The sequence below is a fragment of the Terrabacter sp. Root181 genome (assembly GCF_001428505.1).
Taxonomy (GTDB): domain Bacteria; phylum Actinomycetota; class Actinomycetes; order Actinomycetales; family Dermatophilaceae; genus Terrabacter.
Genome location: NZ_LMHU01000008.1, coordinates 237,699 through 254,229, shown reverse-complemented (window position 1 = coordinate 254,229; position 16,531 = coordinate 237,699). Strand labels below are relative to the sequence as shown.

Sequence of the window (16,531 nt, the reverse complement as noted above, 5' to 3'; positions counted from 1 at the left end):
GTCGGGCGGACGACAGGGTCGGGGCTGAGCCAGGGTGTCAGGACTCCTTGACGCGGACCATGCCCTCCTGGGCGGTCGTCGCGACGAGGGTGCCGTCCTGGCTGAAGATCTCGCCGATGGACAGGCCACGGCCGCTCACGGCGGACGGTGACTGCTGCGCGTAGAGCAGCCAGTCGTCGACCCGGACGTCGCGGTGGAACCACATCGAGTGGTCGAGGCTCGCGACGCGTAGGCGACGGTCGCTCCACACCAGGCCGTGCCGGCGCAGCACCGGCTCGAGGAGCGAGTAGTCGCTCGAGTAGGCGAGCACGGCCGCGTGGAGCAGCGGGTCGTCGGGCAGCCGCTCGACGGCGCGCATCCACACGTGGTTGGTCGCAACCTGCTCGGGACCGGCGTCGACGAACATGTTGCTCTCGACGGGCCGCAGCTCGATCGGACGGGACTCGGCGATGTGCCGGGCCCCGGGGTGGTCGACGCCGCGGAACGCCTCGGCGAGCGACGTCAGCCCGTCTGGTCCGGCCACCTGGGGCATGGGGTTCTGGTGGTCGAGCCCCCCGGCTCGCTCCTGGAAGGAGCAGACCATCGACATGATCGGTGCGCCCTTCTGCACGGCGTGCACGCGCCGGGTGGAGAAGGAGTTGCCGTCGCGCATCTCCTCGACCGCGAAGCGGATCGGCAGCGTGTCGTCGCCGGGTCGCATGAAGTAGCCGTGGAGCGAGTGGATGGGGCGGGGTCCGTCGCCGTCGTTGACGTCACGGACGGTGGTGCCGGCGGCCATCACGCACTGGGCGAGGACCTGGCCGCCGAAGACGCGTCCGTGGGGCATCTTCTGGCTGCGGCCCTCGAAGACGCGCGCGGACGTCGCACCGATCGACTCGGCGGCGTCCCGGCCGCGGACGTCGGTGACCGCGATCTGGGCGGTCCCGACGTCGCGGAGGGTCAGCACCTCGAGGAGGTCCTCCATGGGGGGCAGCGGGCGCGGCTCGGCGGGGGCGTCAGCAGTCACAGGACGACCCTAGTGGCCGCAGCGGAGCGACCGCTGCGGCCGGGGACGTGGGTCACGCCTCCAGGGCGAGCACCATCGGCAGGACGGCGGGGGCGCCGGCCTCGCGCAGCAGCCCCGCACAGACGGTGAGCGTCCACCGGGAGTCGCTGACGTCATCGACGAGCAGCACCGGACCCGGGATGCCGCTGAGTGCGGCCGCGAGCTCGGGTCCCACTGCCAACCGACCCCAGACGTTGGCGAGCCGGAAGGCGCTGTTGCCGCCGGACTCTCCGACGGGACCGCCCTCGACGATGTCGAGAGCGCCGAGATACGGAAGGCGCCCCAGCTGGCCGAGGCCTGCCGCCAGCGAGCCGACGAGCTGCGGTCGTCGTCGCGACGGGATCGAGACGATGGCCGCCGGACGCTCCTGCCAGCCCCACCCGGCGAGCACGTCGACGCAGGCGCGGACGACCTCGGCGGGGACCTCCCGGTCCTCGCCGCGGAGCAGCTCGCGCAACCGCTGGCCCCACCCGAGGTCGCTGAGACGGGCGACGGCGCGGCCTTCCTGCATCGACACCGAGGGCGCGATCTTGCCCTTGAGCGGGACGCCGAGACGCTCCATGCCGGGAGGCCACTGCGCGCGGGACTCGAGCACCACACCCGGTCGTTCGAGGCGTGACCGGGCCGTGTTGACGGCGGCCTCGGGGATCGTCGTGTCGAACCACGGCTCGACACACCGGTCGCACCGGCCGCACGCCTCCGCGGAGTCGTCGTCGAGGGTCTCCTGCAGGAACGCCATGCGGCAGCGGTCGGTGCGTTCGTAGTCGACCATGAGCTGCTGCTCGCGCTCGCGCGCCTCGGTGACGCGGCCGTAGCGCTCGGCGTCGTAGGTCCACGGCTCGCCCGTGGCGGTCCAGCCGCCGGGCACGCGGTGGACGGCGCCGTCGACGTCGAGCACCTTGAGGAGCAGCTCGAGACGGGTGCGACGCACGTCGACGATGGACTCGAGCGCGACCGTCGACAGCGCCTTGGGTGACTCGGACAGGGCCCGCACGACGGCGTCTGCCTGGTCCTGCTTGGGCATGGACGCGGAGGCGAAGTAGCGCCAGATGTCCTTGTCCTCGGGGCCCGGCATGAGCAGGACGTCGGCACGCTCGGTGGCACGGCCCGCGCGACCGACCTGCTGGTAGTAGGCAACCGGTGACGACGGAGCACCGAGGTGCAGCACGAAGCCGAGGTCGGGCTTGTCGAAGCCCATGCCGAGCGCCGAGGTGGCGACGAGGGCCTTGACCTCGTTGTCGCGCAGTGCCTCCTCGAGGCGGATGCGTTCGCTGGGCTCGGTGCGCCCCGTGTAGGCAGCCACCTGGTGACCGGCCTCGCGCAGCGCCACCGCGACGTCCTCGGCGGCGGCGACCGTCAGGGCGTAGACGATGCCCGACCCTTGCAGGTCGCCGAGGTGGGCGATGAGCCAGGCAAGCCGTTGCTCGGGCGCCGCGAGCGGCAGCACCCCGAGGCGCAGCGACGCCCGGGCCAGCGGGCCGCGCAGGGTGAGCACGTCGCGGCCACCCGCGCCGAGCTGCTCGACGACGTCGGTGACGACGCGCGCGTTGGCGGTCGCGGTCGTCGCCAGGACGGGGGTGCGCTCGGGCAGCGTCGTGAGCAGGTCTCGGATCCGGCGGTAGTCAGGTCGGAAGTCGTGCCCCCAGTCGCTGATGCAGTGGGCCTCGTCGACGACGAGCAACCCGCAGGTCTCGGCGAGGGCGGGGAGCTGCTCGTCACGGAAGCGGGGGTTGTTCAGCCGCTCGGGGCTGACGAGCAGGACGTCCACCTCGCCGCGCGCGAGGGCGCCGGACACGGCGCCCCACTCGTCGGCGTTCGTCGAGTTGAGGGTGACGGCCTTGATCCCGGCACGCTCGGCCGCGGCGATCTGGTCGCGCATCAGGGCGAGGAGGGGGCTGACGATGACGGTGGGCCCGGCCCCCTCGGCCCGGCGCAGCGCGGTCGCGACGAAGTAGACGGCGGACTTGCCCCAACCGGTGCGCTGGACGACGAGCACGCGCCGCCGCCCGGCCACGAGCTCGTTGACCGCCTCGAGCTGGCCGTCGCGGAAGTCGACGTCGTCACGGCCGACGAGGCGGCGGAGCGCGGTCGTCGCCCGCTCGCGCAGGGCCGGGTCGACGTCGGCGACGAGCGGTGCGGTGGGAGCCGAGGTGGGGGGTGACGTCATGGCACCCAACCTACGTGCCGCCACCGACCGGGCCGACCGGCATACCCGGGCTGTGGACGACCCGCCGGTCCACGGAGGGGATGTGGACGAAGCGCCGACCCACCGGGCTGGAAGGATGGGGCCATGACGGAGACGACCGAGCCGAGCGGCACCCCGCGCGAGGACCGACCGCCGGGGACCCCATACGCCGCGCAGGTGTCGTTGCGCTGGTCCGACATGGACGCGTACGCGCACATCAACAACGTCCAGTTCCTGCGCCTGCTCGAGGACGCACGCGTCATCGCCTTCCGCGACTGGTTCGACGGCGGTGGGGCGGGCGACAAGACGATGCTCGACGAGGGTGTGCTCGTGTCCCGACACGAGATCGAGTACCGCCGCCCGCTCGGTTTCCGGCACGCCCCGGTCGAGATCCAGATGTGGGTCTCCCGGGTGGGCGGGGCCGGCTTCGACGTGGCCTACATCGTCACCGACCCCGACGGAGTCGGGGACGGCGAGCGGCCCGTCTATGCCGTCGCCGAGACCGAGCTCGCGCTCTACGACTTCGCCAGCGAGTCGCCGCGGCGCATGCGCCCCGACGAGCGCGCGTCGGTGCAGGTGCATGTCGGCGGGCCGGCGCCGTTCCGGAGGCGACGCCGGTGACCGGCACGCCTCGGATCGACTTCGGCGACCCGCGGGGACTCGCCGACCTCGGCACCTACCTCGCGCGCGCGAGCCGCGCCAACCCCGACGGCGCCGTGCGGCTGCAGGTGCTGGGCAACCTCCTCGTCACCACGGTCGCCGTGATCGAGGGCACCGGACTGATGGGCGACGGCACCGTGCTGGGCATGCGCGTGGTCACCATCGCGCCGTCCGACGTCGTCGACACCACCGTGTCCTTCGCGTCGGTCAGCGACCGTCTCGCCCGCGACGGGGGAGGCGCCGTGCTCAGCGTCCCGCCGACGACCGTCCGTGCGCCGTGGAGCGGGCTGACGCCGCCTCGCGACGGGTGGGAGCCGGTCGGTCAGCTCGACGCTGAGGTCATCGACTCCATTGCGCGGCAAGGCATCTCGCAGGTCGCCGAAGGCACTCCCGAGAAGGCCGGTGGTCATGCGGTCGAGTCACTGAGGAGGCGCACGTGGGGTGCGATGAGCGACACCGTGCCCCCCATCGCCGCCGGTCTCGCGTTCGGCGCCCACGTGCTGGGCTTCACCACGGCCGGGGAGCCGGCGTCGATCGCGGCGCACGGCCGGTGGACGCGTCTCAGCACGTTGCGAGGTCACGTACTTGTCCGCTGACCTGATGGCGTATGCCGTCCGCCGCTCTGTGCGACCCGGCCCGCCCCGCGCGTGGCGCGTCGGTCGTCAGGTCCGCCCGGTCCACTGGCCGCGCTCGACGAGGACGTCCTTGAGCACGTCGATACGGTCGCTGACGAGCCCGTCGACGCCGAGGTCGAGCAGCCGCCGCATCATGCCGGGGTCGTCGATGGTCCAGACGTGGACCTGCTTGCCGTAGCGGTGTGCCGTGTCGACGAGGCGCCGGGTGACCACGGGCACCGACCGTCCGCGCACCGGGATCGACGGCGGTACCTGGAAGACGTCCGCGGGTGTGCGGAAGATCGCCGTGAGCGCACCGGGCCCGAAGCGCGCCAACGCCGTGCCGACCTGTGCGGCTGCGGTCGCGACGGAGCCGTGCGAGAGACGCCGGAAGTGGGAGATGTTGCGCTGCGAGAACGAGCCGACACAGACCTGGTCGTGCAGACCGCGCTCCTCGATGATCCGCCAGAGCGGCTCGGCCGTGCCCGGGGCCTTCAGGTCGATGTTGAGGTTGATGTCGGGCCAGGCGTCGAGGACGTCGGTGAGCAGCGGGACGTGTCCGCCGTCCCCGACCTCCGCGTGCGACACCTCCGACCAGGGAAGGTCGCGGATGCGTCCCCGGGCGTTGCTGACCCGGTCGAGCCGGGTGTCGTGGAAGGCGACGAGCAGGCCGTCGCGGGTGACGTGGACGTCGGTCTCGAGGTGCGTGTAGCCGAGGTCGACGGCGTTGCCGAAGGCGGTCATGGTGTTCTCGAGCCCGACGTTGGGTGCGTAGAGGGCCCCGCCCCGGTGGGCCAGCGCCACGGGTGTTCGTTCGAGGAAGGCCCGCGTCGTCACCATGTCGCTGAGGGTATCCGTCGGTTCTCTGCCGCACACGTGCCCGCCTGACTTCGAGTGGACACCCTTCAGGACATGCGGTCGCGTCCACCGTTGTCGCCGCGACGACGGGACTCGGCGGATATGTCGCGAGTCGTCATGCGTCTGACGCTTCGGCGCGCCGGGCATAGGTCATGGATCTCTCGTCGAGGTAGGCCCGCCAGCGTCGTTGGATCGCGTCTGGGCCGGACCGTTGCCCTTCCGGTGCTGGGAGAAACGGAACGAAACCCTCGATCTCTTCTGGATAGCCGAACTCCGCGTAGATGGCCTCGAGGTCCGCCAGCGGGTCCTTTGACACCCCCCGTCGGTCGTAGGCCTGGGCGAGCACGAGGAAGAGCCAGACGAGGGACGGGTCCGGGTCGGCAGGCGCGGCCATGGTGTCGATCTGGCCGAGCAGGTCCGGGACTCGATCGAGCTCGTCAGAGAGAAGGAGCGCCAGTTCCCCGATGGCTGTGGCCTCCGAGTGGCCACGCCTGAAGGCGTCCTCGGCAAGCTCGACGACCGTTGCCTCGTCGAGATAGCCCAATCTGTACCCACGAGCGAGCTCGCTGGGTAGGAGGTGCACACGGCTGGTGATGAACTCGGCCGACATTCTGTTGGTGTCTTCGCTGCTCATGGCTTGATGGGCACCCCGGTGATCCTGCCGTCGCGGACGAACAGCTGATGTGTGATGCGGTCCTGCTCGAGGATCCACTCGAATCGACCCGCGACGCCGTTCACGCTACCCGGCATCTGCACGAGCGTGCGGCTGACCCCATCACCGCCGACGAGCATGAAGACCGTCGCCTTCTCGGCCACGTCTTCGACGACCCACGAGCCGGATCGGTGCAGCGGGTCACTCTTGAGTGCGGACCCACTCGGCTGCGCGCGACGAATCCGCTCTTCCGCTTCGGCGGGAGTTGATGGTCGCGCGAGGTGGGAGTCCTTCGCAGGGGTGACGTGCGCTCGGTTCGTAAGGACTGTGCGCGGCTTGAGGCGATCCATGGCGGACGCTGAGCCACGGCGGGCGTCGTCCTTGAACGCGGCGTCGGCCGCGGCCCGGATCTCGGCGTCCCGGGCGGCTCGTAACTGGGCGGCCGTCGGGAGCAGAGGAGCGCGCCGAGCCCCGAGCGCGATCGTGGGGAGCACGTCCGTGCACTTCCCGGTGATCGCCTCGATGCGCGCGGCCAGCCGTCCCCGGTGGAGGTCGTCGAGCTCGGTCTGGGACAGCTCCACGTCAGAGCGGACGAGCGCGATGAGGAGGTCGTCGGTGGGGGTGCGCATCGTCCCGCCGTCGACGTAGGTGTGCACGGTCGACGCCAGGCCGGTCACGCCGCCGCGACGGATCTCGGCGACGACGTGTCCGGCCTCGGCCAGGCCTCGCCACGCGGAGCGGTTCAGCTCGTCCTGGCGTCGGGCGACCGCCACGAGCGCTGCGGATGCCGACTGGTCGAGGAACCCCAGCCTCGCGACGTCGCGCCGGACATCGTCACCGGACGCAGCCGACCGCCGGGCCACGTCGAGCTCGCGGTCGACGAGCCGGTCGTACGCGGCGCCGGCGTCCTTGGCACGCAGCCCCGTCCCGGTGTCGACCGCCAAGGCGCCCACGACGCCTGTCAGCTCCTGACCGTCGAGCCACGGCTGCATCCCGTCCGAGGTGGGGCGGACGTAACCGACCGGCCGTGCTGCCGGGACCGACGTCGTGAGAGCGACGTCGACGTTCTCGCGCATGGCCGACACCCAGTCGGCGACGAGGTCCTCGACCGGCGACGTGGACGTCGTGTAGATCCGGGTCGTCGACGCCTCGAGCATCGCGTACGCGCTCGTGCGGGAGAGCTCGAGCATGACCCGCGCACGGATCTCCGCCGAACCCTGATCAGCACTCGTGGCGATGCTCCGCAGCAACGTCGCGAGATCCTCGTCGGTCGCCAGGCGGAGGTCGGGATTGCTCTCGATCCCATTGGCCTCGAACGTGACCCAGCGGCGCACGAGGTGCTCACCCAGGGTCAGACGGTCGCCTCGTGAGTTCGACAAGGCTCCGCCGGCGACCAGCGACCCGGGGAGCGGCTCGGCGAGCAGGGCTGCCTGCTCGGCGGGGTCGTCGCCGACGTGCTCGAGCAGCACGTGGACGGCGTCCCCGGTGCGCGGGGCATCGTCGAACCACGACGCGAACGCGTCGGTGCCGTCGGGACGCAGGGTCGTCCCGTGCCGCAGGTCCGCGTCGGCATCGCGGGTCTCGGCGATCTCGGACGTCGCGGCCGCAGCGGCGGCACGACGTGCGAACCGGGCCGGCAGCCGACGGTCGTCGCCGGCCGCCCCCGCGCCCGAGAGCAGCTGGCCCAGCAGCCAGGCCCCGGTCGCCCGGCCTCCGCTGCCGGGGTCGACGCGCACCGTGTCGACGACGGCGACGAGGTCGTCCGCGAGGAGTGCAGCGCCGGACGCCAGTCGGGCGCGGGTCCGTGGATCGGTGCCAATGGGGGCGCCGTGGCTCGTCGCCGTGATGACGATCGACCCGAAGGCGCTGAGGACCTCCCGCAGCGTGTCGACGTGTGCACCCGATGCGCTCCGCGTCACCCCGGTGGCCAGGAGCAGCCGGGCGAGTCCGTCGGTTCCCATCTCCGACAGCAGCGCCTGCGCGTAGACCGGGTCGTCGGCGCGTGCGCGGACCCGGCTCGCGAGCTGCGCAGCGGTGCCGTCCGTCAGACGCGGCGACGCAGAGCCACCGTCCGCTACGAGCCGGCGCACGAGGAGGCTGTCCGCAAGGGCGGCGTCACGCGACACCCGTGTCGAGACGACCCCGTCGGCGAACCACAGGCCGCCGGTGACCGCCGAGCGCACACGCTCGCTGCTCGCCGCTGCCCCCGACGGGAAGGTCGCGTCGGTGGCGCCCGCCACGAGCGCCGCGCATCGGCGACCCGCCGCCCGCAGGTCGTCGAGGACGCCGGCGTACGCCCGGCTCAGCCGAGCGCGTCCGACCGCCAGGTCGGAGCGGGCTCGCTCCGAGCCGAGCAGGCCGAGGGCTCCCGTCGGATCGGGGAGGGCGTCGAGGCGCAGGAGGGCGAGCGCGTGATCGGCGTCGAGCGCGTCCCACCGTCGCTGTAACGAGCGCACCTGCGCTACCGCGAGATCGAACGCGGCGGCATACGTCAGCAGCGAGCGTGAGGCGACGCAGAGGCCGTCGACGACGCGTCGCGCCCGGGCGCCGAGCTCGGCCGCCTCCGTGCCTGCCGCAACGGCGGCGTCCCCGGTCCAGACTGCTCCCAGCCGAGGGGCCAGGGTCCCGCGCACGGTGGTCGTGGACCGGGCCCGTGCAGCGGCCCGGTCGAGAGACCGGGCGGCCGCACGCAGGGCGGTGACGTCACCCGTCGGAAGGGGGAGCGCCACGTCCCCCGGCACCGTCGGCGACGCGTACCCCGCGTCGTGCAACCGGCTCACGGCACCGCCACATCGACCGGATCACCCTGGCCCAGCGGGGCGCTCGCGGCCACGCCCGCGAACCCCGCCGTGACGAACAGCTCGACGGCCCGTGCTTCCGCCGCCGACTCGTCGATGCGGTCACCGAGGGCACCGGCAGCGTCCGCAACGGCGTCGAGCGCGTGAGCGTGGACGACACGGAACCGCTCGAGCGCGACCCTCAGGCCGTCACCCTCGCACCCCACGGCTGCCATCGCACCTGCCGTGGCCGCGGCGACGACCGATGCGCACGCGCGCAGCTCCGCCGGCTCGTGCGCCAGCGCCAGCCGCTCACGGCTCATCCCGTGGGTGTCGATGGCGTAGCGCGTCATGGCCCGACGGTAGGCAAACCGGACACGACGCCTCGGGCGTCATCCACAGGCCTGGGTATGCCGTGAGGCCCCCGTCCAGCAGGACGGGGGCCTCACGTGCGGGGCGGGTCGAGGACCCGCTCGTCAGGACATCAGGACCAGCGGGCCCAGACGGTGGTGTCGGTCGGGACGAGACCGTCCGCGAGCGGCCCGGAGGCCACGATGACCTCGGCGCCCTCGGGCAGCGCGACGGCGTCGGCGCCGAGGTTCGCGACGACGACGACCCGGTCACGCCGGGACGAGCCGTTGGTCAGCGCGACGACGTCGCCGGCATACCCCTCGACCCACGTGAGCGAGCCGGTCCCGAGGGACAGCTCGCGACGCGCGGCGAGGAGCGAGCGGTAGAGCTCGAGGGTCGAGCCCGCCACGCCCTCCTGACGGTCGACGGCGTAGTCGGCGTAGACGTCGGGCTGCGGCAGCCACGTGCTGGCGCTCGGGCCGAAGCCGAGCGACGGGCCCGTCGCCGTCCACGGGATCGGGACGCGGCAGCCGTCGCGGCCGGTCTCGGCGCCGTGGGTGCGCGCGAAGGTCGGGTCCTGGCGGAACTCGGCTGGCATGTCGGTCGAGTCGGGCAGGCCGAGCTCCTCGCCCTGGTAGATGTACGCGCCGCCGGGCAGCGCGAGCATCAGCGCGGTCGCGGCCCGTGCCCGACGCAGACCGAGTGCGCGGTCGGGCTGCGGGTCGGTCGCCGAGATGCCGTTCATCCGCGGGGTGCCGGGCGCGAAGCCGAGGCGCGACGCGTGGCGCACGACGTCGTGGTTGGACAGCACCCACGTGGACGGCGCGCCCACCGAGTCGGCGGCGTGCAGCGACGAGGTGATGACGGTGCGCAGGTCCTCGGCCGTCCACGACGCCGTGAGGAAGTCGAAGTTGAACGCCTGGTGCATCTCGTCCGGGCGAACGTAGGCGACGGCGCGCTCCTGCGGCTCGACCCACGCCTCGGCGCAGAGGATGCGGTCGGGGGCGCCGTAGGACTCGAGGATCTGGCGCCAGGCGCGGTAGATCTCGTGGACGCCGTCCTGGTCCCACATCGGGCTGCGCTTCGTGTGGTCGATCCGCGGCGCCTCCTCGACGAGCGGGTGCTCGTGCAGGCCCTCGGGGCCGTGCTCGTGCTCGGAGTGCCCGAGCATCGTCGTGCGCTCCTCCTCGGTGTCGGGCAGGCCCTGCTCCTTGATGAGTCCGTGGGCGACGTCGACGCGGAAGCCGTCGACGCCACGGTCGAGCCAGAAGCGCAGGATCGACTCGAACTCGGCGCGCACCTCGGGGTGCTCCCAGTTGAAGTCGGGCTGCTTCGTGTCGAAGATGTGGAGATACCACTGGCCGGGCTTGCCGTCGGCCTCGGTGACCCGCGTCCACGCGGCTCCGCCGAAGACGGACTCCCAGTTGTTCGGGGGCAGCTCGCCGTGCTCGCCGCGGCCCTCGCGGAACATGTAGCGCTCGCGCTCGGCCGAGCCGGGACCGGCGGCGAGGGCGGCCTGGAACCACTCGTGCTCGTCGGACGAGTGGTTCGGCACCATGTCGACGATGACCTTGAGGTCGAGCTCGTGGGCGCGCGCGATCATCGCGTCGGCGTCGCGGAGCGAACCGAAGATGGGGTCGATGTCGCGGTAGTCGGCGACGTCGTAGCCCGCGTCGGCCTGCGGCGAGGTGTAGAAGGGTGAGAGCCAGATGGCGTCGACGCCGAGCGCGCGCAGGTGGGGCAGCCGCGACGTGATGCCGGGGAGGTCACCGATGCCGTCGCCGTCGCTGTCGGCCCACGAGCGCGGGTAGATCTGGTAGATCACCGCTTGGCGCCACCAGGCGCTGTCCGGGCGGTCCGCGGCATGCACCGGGGTCGGGTCCTCGCGGACCTCCGTGAGGTGCCCGGGGTGGTTCAGGGTCTGGGTTGCTGATCGCGTCACGGGCCACCATCGTTCCGCATCAGGCCGAAAACTCAAAGAAAGTTCTGCAACTTCTTGCAACGCGTCGCCAGCGCCTGGCCTGTCACGGCCCCTGTCACCGCCCCTTGGTAGGAACGGAGCATGAAGAGCGGCTTCGTCGTCCCGTACGCCACCGAGCGCGAGTTCGCCGCTCTGGCCCGCCTCGGCGAGGATCGCGGGTGGGACGCCGTGCTCGGCTGGGAGGCGCTCTACGGCGTCGACGCGTGGGTGCAGCTGGGCGCGGCAGCCATGGTCACCGAGCGCATCCGGCTCGGCACGCTGCTCACCCCCGCGTCACGCCACCGACCGTGGGACCTCGCCTCCCGCGTCGGGTCCGTCGACCGGATCAGCGGCGGCCGGGCGTTCCTGTCGGTGGGCCTCGGCGCCCTCCACCCCGGGTGGACGGCCTTCGAGGCCGACGAGGGCCGTGCCGTGCGTGCCCGCAAGCTCGACGAGAGCCTGGCGATCTTCGCCGGTCTGCTCGGCGACGCCGCGACCTTCACGTATGCCGGCGAGCACTACAGCGCCGGCCCCAACGACTTCATGCTCCCGCCGCCCACGCCGCAGCGCCCCCACCCCCCGGTCTGGGTCGTCGGCGCGCCGACTCCGGGTGGTGGACGCCAGCGCTCCCTCGAGCGGGCGGCCCGCTGGCAGGGCCTCATCCCCGCGATCCACCCACCCGACGGGCGGCCGAAGACCGTCGAGGCCTTCGCCGCCGTCGTCGAGCCGGTGCGCCGGCTCCGTGAGGAGGCGGGCTTGCCGTGGGAGGGCTACGACGTCGTCATCGAGGCCGACTCGTGGGGCTCGTTCACTGCGCTCGAGCCCGCCGAGCCGGCGGCGTGGGAGCAGGCAGGGGCCACATGGTGGGTCGAGAGCTGGTGGGATCTCGAGCCGGGAGCCGATGGTCTGGCGGAGGTCCGTCGGCGCGTCGAGGCGGGCCCGCCCACGACCCGCTGAACCGCGTGGGGGTCCGGCGCCCGCCGGATGGCGTATGCCGTGTGCCCGGCCACGGGGTCAGGGCTGGCTGGGTGCTCGCTGCGAGAGCAACGCGCGGTGCTCGTCGGTCAGCTCGGTGATCCGGCGCAGGTAGTCGGTCATGAACCGGAGCTGCTCGGTGCTCAGCTCGTCGAGCATCGGCTGCCCGGCACGGACGAGCGGACCGTAGGCCTCCCACGTCTGGGCCTGGCCGAGCTCGGTCATCTCGACGAGGACCGTGCGTCGGTCGGTCTCCGAGCGCGTCCGGCGCACGAGCCCGCGCTTGGCGAGGCGGTCGATGAGGGCCGTCGTCGCCGCCGGTCGCAGTCCGGTAGCGGTGCTGAGCTGGCCGGCCGACTTCGGCCCGTCGACGAGCCAGTCGAGGCAGCGCAGGTCGGCGGCCCCGAGCCCGAGCCGGCGTCCGACGGTGTCGTCGAAGGCCTGGACGGAGCGCTGGTACTGCTGCATCGCGTCGCCGAGCGCGTGGACCAGCGGCTCCCGGTCGGCGGGCCGGGAGGGTTGACGGGAGGCCGACATGAGGCTTACCTTTCGAATCTCGAAACATTCGAATCTCGTAAGGAAGGCTACCAAGATGAAGGCTCTCGTCGTGGGAGGCGGCGTCGCCGGTCCGGCCACAGCCCTCGCCCTGCACCAGGTGGGCATCGAGGCGACGGTCCTGGAGGCATGGCCGCGCTCGGACGGGGAGGCCGGCTCGTGGTTCACGCTCGCCCCCAACGGACTGCACGCGCTGGACCTGCTCGGGGCCCGACACCTCGCGACCGGGATCGGCTTCCCGAGCGAGCGCAACGTCATGGCCGGTGCCACCGGTCGCGTCCTCGGCTCGATGAGCCTCGGTGTCCCGCTCGAGGACGGCACCGTCGCCGTGACCATGAAGCGCTCCCGCCTCGCGGCAGCCCTGCTGGGCGAGGCCGAACGGCGTGGGATCGAGGTGTGTCACGCGAGTCGCGTCACGGAGGTGGCCAGCAGCTCCGACGGGGTCACCGTGACCCTCGCGGACGGCTCGACGGTCCGGGGCGACCTGCTGGTCGGCGCAGACGGCGTCCGTTCGATGGTTCGGCAGGCCATCGACCCACACGCGGCTCCGGCCCGCTACGTCGGGCTGACGAACTTCGGCGGCATCACCGAGCGCACCCCGCTCGCCGCGACGCTCCCCGCCCGCCAGTGGCACTTCGTCTTCGGGTCGCGCGCCTTCTTCGGGGCCCACCCGACCCCCGACGGCGACGTCGTGTGGTTCGTCAACGTGCCCGGGCCCGCGATCACCCGGGCCGAACGTGCGGCCCGAACCCCCGAGCAGTGGCAGGACCGGCTCGTCGAGCTGCTCGCCGACGACGCGGGACCGGCCGCCGACCTCGTGCGCACCGGGCGACTCGAGCTCTGGGCCGACAACACCCACGACCTGCCCCGGGTCGCGCGCTGGCACCGCGACCGCATGGTCATCGTCGGTGACGCGGCGCACGCGCCGTCGCCGAGCTCCGGGCAGGGGGCGTCCCTCGCCCTCGAGGACGCCGTGGTCCTCGCCACGTGCCTGCGCGACGCGGGCACGGTCGAGGAGGCCCTGACGGCATACGACACCGCTCGGCGCGACCGTGTCGAGCGCATCGTCGCGGCGGGAGCACGGAGCAGCAGCTCGAAGATCCCGGGTCGCACCGGTCGCGCCGTCCGCGACGCGATGATGCGACTCGTCTTCCGCTTCGTCGTCACCGAGCGTTCGAGCGCATGGATCACCGGGCACCGGCTCCGCTGGGACCCGGAGGCGGCGCCGGCACTACCGTCGGGGTCATGACGACCTTTGTCACCGCAGCGTTCTGCCTCGTCCGGGACCGGCAGCTGCTGACCGTCCGCAAGGCCGGCTCGACCCGGTTCATGCTGCCGGGCGGGAAGATCGACCCGGGGGAGTCCGCTCGCGAGGCGGCCGTCCGAGAGGTCATGGAGGAGGTCGGCCTCGACGTCACCGGCGTCGGGGAGCCGCTGGGCCGGTTCCACGACGTGGCGGCCAACGAGCCGGACTCGTGGGTCGACGCGACGGTCTACGTCACGCACCTGCGTCCCGAGGACGCTCCGGCTCCGCTCGCCGAGATCGCCGAGCAGCGGTGGCTCGGTCTCGACGGGGATCTGCCCGCGGACCTCGCGCCCCTGCTGCGCAACCACGTCGTGCCCTCGCTGCGGGCCCACCTCGCCACAGCCTGAGGGGCGCCACCCGGGATCCGGGTGACGCCCCTCGACGCGGGAGCCGATCGTGTCGTCAGTGCGGCCCGCCGGGTCCGCCGTCCATGTCGATGACGCCGGCCTGGGCCGCCTTCTTGACCGCGTCGGCCTCGGCCTGCGTCAGCGTGCCGTCCTTGACGGCCTGGGCGAGGCGGTCGTCGAACGCCTTCTGCTCGTCGGCCTCGTGCGCAGCACGCAGGTCGGCGAAGGCCGCCTTGACCTTGGCCGCGTCGATGCCCAGCTCGCTCGCGAGCTTGGTCGCCAGCTCGTCCTGCATCGTCGCGGGGTCGGGCTTCGTCGCCGTGCCCTGGCCGCGAGCGGGGCTGGACTTGAGGTCCTGACGCACGGCCTTGAGTGCGTCCTCGAGCTTGGCCTGGCTGACGCCGAGCTTCGTCGCGAGCGCCGCGAGGTCCACGCCCTTGCCCATGCCGGGCCCCATGCCGCCGTGGCGGCCACCAGGGCCCCAGCCGCGGCCCGTGCCGGGCGCGGAGTCGGTCGTGCCCTTGTTGGGGTCGCCCTGGGTCGAGGTCGCCGTCGGGGTGGGGGTAGTCGTCGAGGTCGTGTCGTCGGCCCGAGCCACCTGCGTGACGCCGAGGCCGATCACGGCCACGGCCGCGCCCACCGCTGCGATGCTCGCCTTCTTGTTGATCGACACCATGCCGCATCCTCCGTCGTGTCGTCGGGCGCGCGCGTCCGACCGTGGAACCGCCTGCCTCCAGAGAACACCAGGCGCGAGGCCGCCGACCCGTGAATGCGCTGTGAGTTGCTGTGAGTCGTGGAGTCGGCGGGGCTGAGGTCAGAAGGTGCCGTCCGGCCCCGGCGCGTTGACGAGGGAGTATGCCGCCCGCGTGAGGTAGTCGCGCAGCCGGTCGTCGTTCTCGGGGGAGAGCTCGAGGGTGTCGACGGCGTTCATCATGTGCAGCAGCCAGCGGTCGCGCATGTCGGGCGTCACGGCATACGGCATGTGCCGCATCCGCAGCCGCGGGTGGCCGCGCTGCTCGGAGTAGGTCGTCGGCCCGCCCCAGTACTGCTCGAAGAACATCCGCAGGCGTTCCTGCGCCGGTCCGAGGTCCTCCTCGGGGTAGAGGGCGCGCAGCGGCTCGTCCTCGGCGACGCCGCGGTAGAACTCGCGCACGAGCTTGGCGAAGGTCTCGTGGCCGCCGAAGTCGTCGTAGTACGTCACGTGGGCCAGTCTCCCAGAGCGGTGGCCGTGGTCGCGGCCGGGCTCCGGCGGCGGTTGGTCACTGCGGGGCGGCCCCGCCGTAGGGCGGCATGACGGGCATGGGGCTGCGCACGCCGGCGCGGTCGAAGGCCGTCTTGACCCGCTCGCGCATCTCGCGCTGCACGCCGAACTGCTCGTTGGCGATCGTCTTGGCGATGATGCGGATCGTGATGACGCCCCCCGCGATCGACTCGACACCGACGACGTTGGGCTCCTCCAGGAGGATGTCCTTGAAGTCGTCGTCGTCGTCCATGGTGCCGACGACGTCGCGGATCACCGTGATCGCCTTCTCGACGTCCTGGTCGTAGGCGATCGGGACGTCGACGATCGCCGTCGACCACCCCTGGGTCTTGTTGCCGATGCGCACGATCTCGCCGTTGCGGACGTACCACGTCATGCCACCCGCGTCGCGCAGCTGAGTGACGCGCAGCGACACGTTCTCGACCGTGCCGACGACCTCACCGGTGTCGATGACGTCACCCACGCCGTACTGGTCCTCGACGATCATGAAGACGCCCGACAGGAAGTCCTTGACGAGACTCTGGGCACCGAACGCCAGGGCCACGCCGCCGACGCTGGCCGAGGCGAGCATCGGCCCGAGCGGGATGCCGACGAGCGACATCACCGTAAGCGCGGTGATCCCGTAGACGATGAACGTCGTGATGCTCTTGAGCAGGGCTCCGACGGTCTCGGTGCGCTGCACGTGGCGGGCGTTGGCGACGCCCACCGCCTGCAGCGCCCGCCCGGCGCCGGGGATCCTCGCGAGGTGCTCTGCGCGCCGGGACGTCGCCGTCGCGACGACCCGGTCGATGAGCCGGTGCAGCACCCAGCGCGCGACGAGACCGAGGACGACGGTCGTCAGGATCAGCAACGGTGCACCGGCGAGCCAGTCGCCGACCCCGGCCCACGTCAGGGTCGACAGGTCGGGCATGGAAAGCGTCATGGCTGGGTCCTGGGCGGGTGGCGGGCTGGGTGTCGGGGTGGAGCTGAACGGGGTCAGGTTCGT

At 72.4% G+C, this 16,531-nt stretch carries 16 protein-coding genes; 5 read left to right on the top strand and 11 right to left on the bottom strand.

What is annotated here, in order from left to right:
• Window positions 1-37: 37 nt before the first annotated feature.
• Together ASD90_RS17535 and ASD90_RS17530 are read right to left on the bottom strand one after the other, a co-directional pair.
• Entirely contained in the window at window positions 38-1,006 is a 969-nt protein-coding gene (locus ASD90_RS17535) for an acyl-CoA thioesterase II (protein WP_082588823.1), read from the bottom strand.
• A 52-nt stretch (window positions 1,007-1,058) separates the two neighbouring features.
• Window positions 1,059-3,212 (bottom strand): RecQ family ATP-dependent DNA helicase, encoded by a 2,154-nt coding sequence (locus ASD90_RS17530; protein WP_200958648.1) that lies wholly within the window; start codon window positions 3,210-3,212, stop codon window positions 1,059-1,061.
• Between the two features lie 123 nt (window positions 3,213-3,335).
• Between ASD90_RS17530 and ASD90_RS17525 the strand changes: the two genes are divergently transcribed.
• Both ASD90_RS17525 and ASD90_RS17520 read left to right on the top strand, forming a co-directional pair.
• Window positions 3,336-3,851, top strand: a complete 516-nt coding sequence (locus ASD90_RS17525) for a thioesterase family protein (protein ID WP_056759395.1) — start codon at window positions 3,336-3,338, stop codon at window positions 3,849-3,851.
• On the top strand, window positions 3,848-4,486 hold the full coding sequence (locus tag ASD90_RS17520) for a hypothetical protein (protein WP_056759393.1): 639 nt from the start codon (window positions 3,848-3,850) through the stop codon (window positions 4,484-4,486). The genes ASD90_RS17525 and ASD90_RS17520 overlap by 4 nt, the downstream gene beginning before the upstream one ends.
• Before the next feature lie 66 nt (window positions 4,487-4,552).
• Here the strand turns inward: ASD90_RS17520 and ASD90_RS17515 are convergent, their stop codons facing one another.
• From ASD90_RS17515 to ASD90_RS17495, 5 genes are all read right to left on the bottom strand, one after another.
• The gene (locus ASD90_RS17515) at window positions 4,553-5,344 is read right to left on the bottom strand and encodes a glycerophosphodiester phosphodiesterase (RefSeq protein ID WP_056759391.1); all 792 of its coding nucleotides are present in this window, start codon (window positions 5,342-5,344) and stop codon (window positions 4,553-4,555) included.
• A 133-nt stretch (window positions 5,345-5,477) separates the two neighbouring features.
• Window positions 5,478-5,996: a DUF2247 family protein gene (locus ASD90_RS17510; protein WP_056759390.1), complete on the bottom strand. Its 519-nt coding sequence runs from the start codon at window positions 5,994-5,996 to the stop codon at window positions 5,478-5,480.
• Window positions 5,993-8,743, bottom strand: a complete 2,751-nt coding sequence (locus tag ASD90_RS17505) for a hypothetical protein (RefSeq protein WP_162260218.1) — start codon at window positions 8,741-8,743, stop codon at window positions 5,993-5,995. The genes ASD90_RS17510 and ASD90_RS17505 overlap by 4 nt, the downstream gene beginning before the upstream one ends.
• Window positions 8,744-8,790: 47 nt before the next feature.
• Window positions 8,791-9,144: a hypothetical protein gene (locus tag ASD90_RS17500; RefSeq protein WP_056759386.1), complete on the bottom strand. Its 354-nt coding sequence runs from the start codon at window positions 9,142-9,144 to the stop codon at window positions 8,791-8,793.
• Window positions 9,145-9,275: 131 nt separating this feature from the next.
• Window positions 9,276-11,084: an alpha-amylase family glycosyl hydrolase gene (locus ASD90_RS17495; RefSeq protein ID WP_082588822.1), complete on the bottom strand. Its 1,809-nt coding sequence runs from the start codon at window positions 11,082-11,084 to the stop codon at window positions 9,276-9,278.
• A gap of 120 nt (window positions 11,085-11,204) precedes the next feature.
• On the opposite strand from ASD90_RS17495, the gene ASD90_RS17490 reads away from it, so the two are divergent.
• A complete protein-coding gene (locus tag ASD90_RS17490; RefSeq protein WP_056759385.1) occupies window positions 11,205-12,059 on the top strand; it encodes an LLM class flavin-dependent oxidoreductase in 855 nt (284 codons plus the stop codon).
• A 57-nt stretch (window positions 12,060-12,116) separates the two neighbouring features.
• Here the strand turns inward: ASD90_RS17490 and ASD90_RS17485 are convergent, their stop codons facing one another.
• Window positions 12,117-12,614, bottom strand: coding sequence for a MarR family winged helix-turn-helix transcriptional regulator (locus ASD90_RS17485; RefSeq protein WP_056759383.1), 498 nt, complete (start codon window positions 12,612-12,614; stop codon window positions 12,117-12,119).
• 55 nt (window positions 12,615-12,669) lie between these two features.
• On the opposite strand from ASD90_RS17485, the gene ASD90_RS17480 reads away from it, so the two are divergent.
• Both ASD90_RS17480 and ASD90_RS17475 read left to right on the top strand, forming a co-directional pair.
• Window positions 12,670-13,881: an NAD(P)/FAD-dependent oxidoreductase gene (locus ASD90_RS17480; protein ID WP_056759380.1), complete on the top strand. Its 1,212-nt coding sequence runs from the start codon at window positions 12,670-12,672 to the stop codon at window positions 13,879-13,881.
• Window positions 13,878-14,285 (top strand): NUDIX domain-containing protein, encoded by a 408-nt coding sequence (locus ASD90_RS17475; RefSeq protein WP_056759378.1) that lies wholly within the window; start codon window positions 13,878-13,880, stop codon window positions 14,283-14,285. Before ASD90_RS17480 ends, ASD90_RS17475 begins: the two co-directional genes overlap by 4 nt.
• Before the next feature lie 55 nt (window positions 14,286-14,340).
• Here ASD90_RS17475 and ASD90_RS17470 read toward each other — a convergent pair whose 3' ends face one another.
• From ASD90_RS17470 to ASD90_RS17460, 3 genes are all read right to left on the bottom strand, one after another.
• Window positions 14,341-14,961, bottom strand: a complete 621-nt coding sequence (locus ASD90_RS17470) for a hypothetical protein (RefSeq protein WP_056759376.1) — start codon at window positions 14,959-14,961, stop codon at window positions 14,341-14,343.
• A gap of 138 nt (window positions 14,962-15,099) precedes the next feature.
• Window positions 15,100-15,486, bottom strand: a complete 387-nt coding sequence (locus tag ASD90_RS17465; RefSeq protein ID WP_056759374.1) for a globin — start codon at window positions 15,484-15,486, stop codon at window positions 15,100-15,102.
• A gap of 58 nt (window positions 15,487-15,544) precedes the next feature.
• Window positions 15,545-16,468 (bottom strand): mechanosensitive ion channel family protein, encoded by a 924-nt coding sequence (locus tag ASD90_RS17460; RefSeq protein WP_235506744.1) that lies wholly within the window; start codon window positions 16,466-16,468, stop codon window positions 15,545-15,547.
• Window positions 16,469-16,531: the final 63 nt, after the last annotated feature.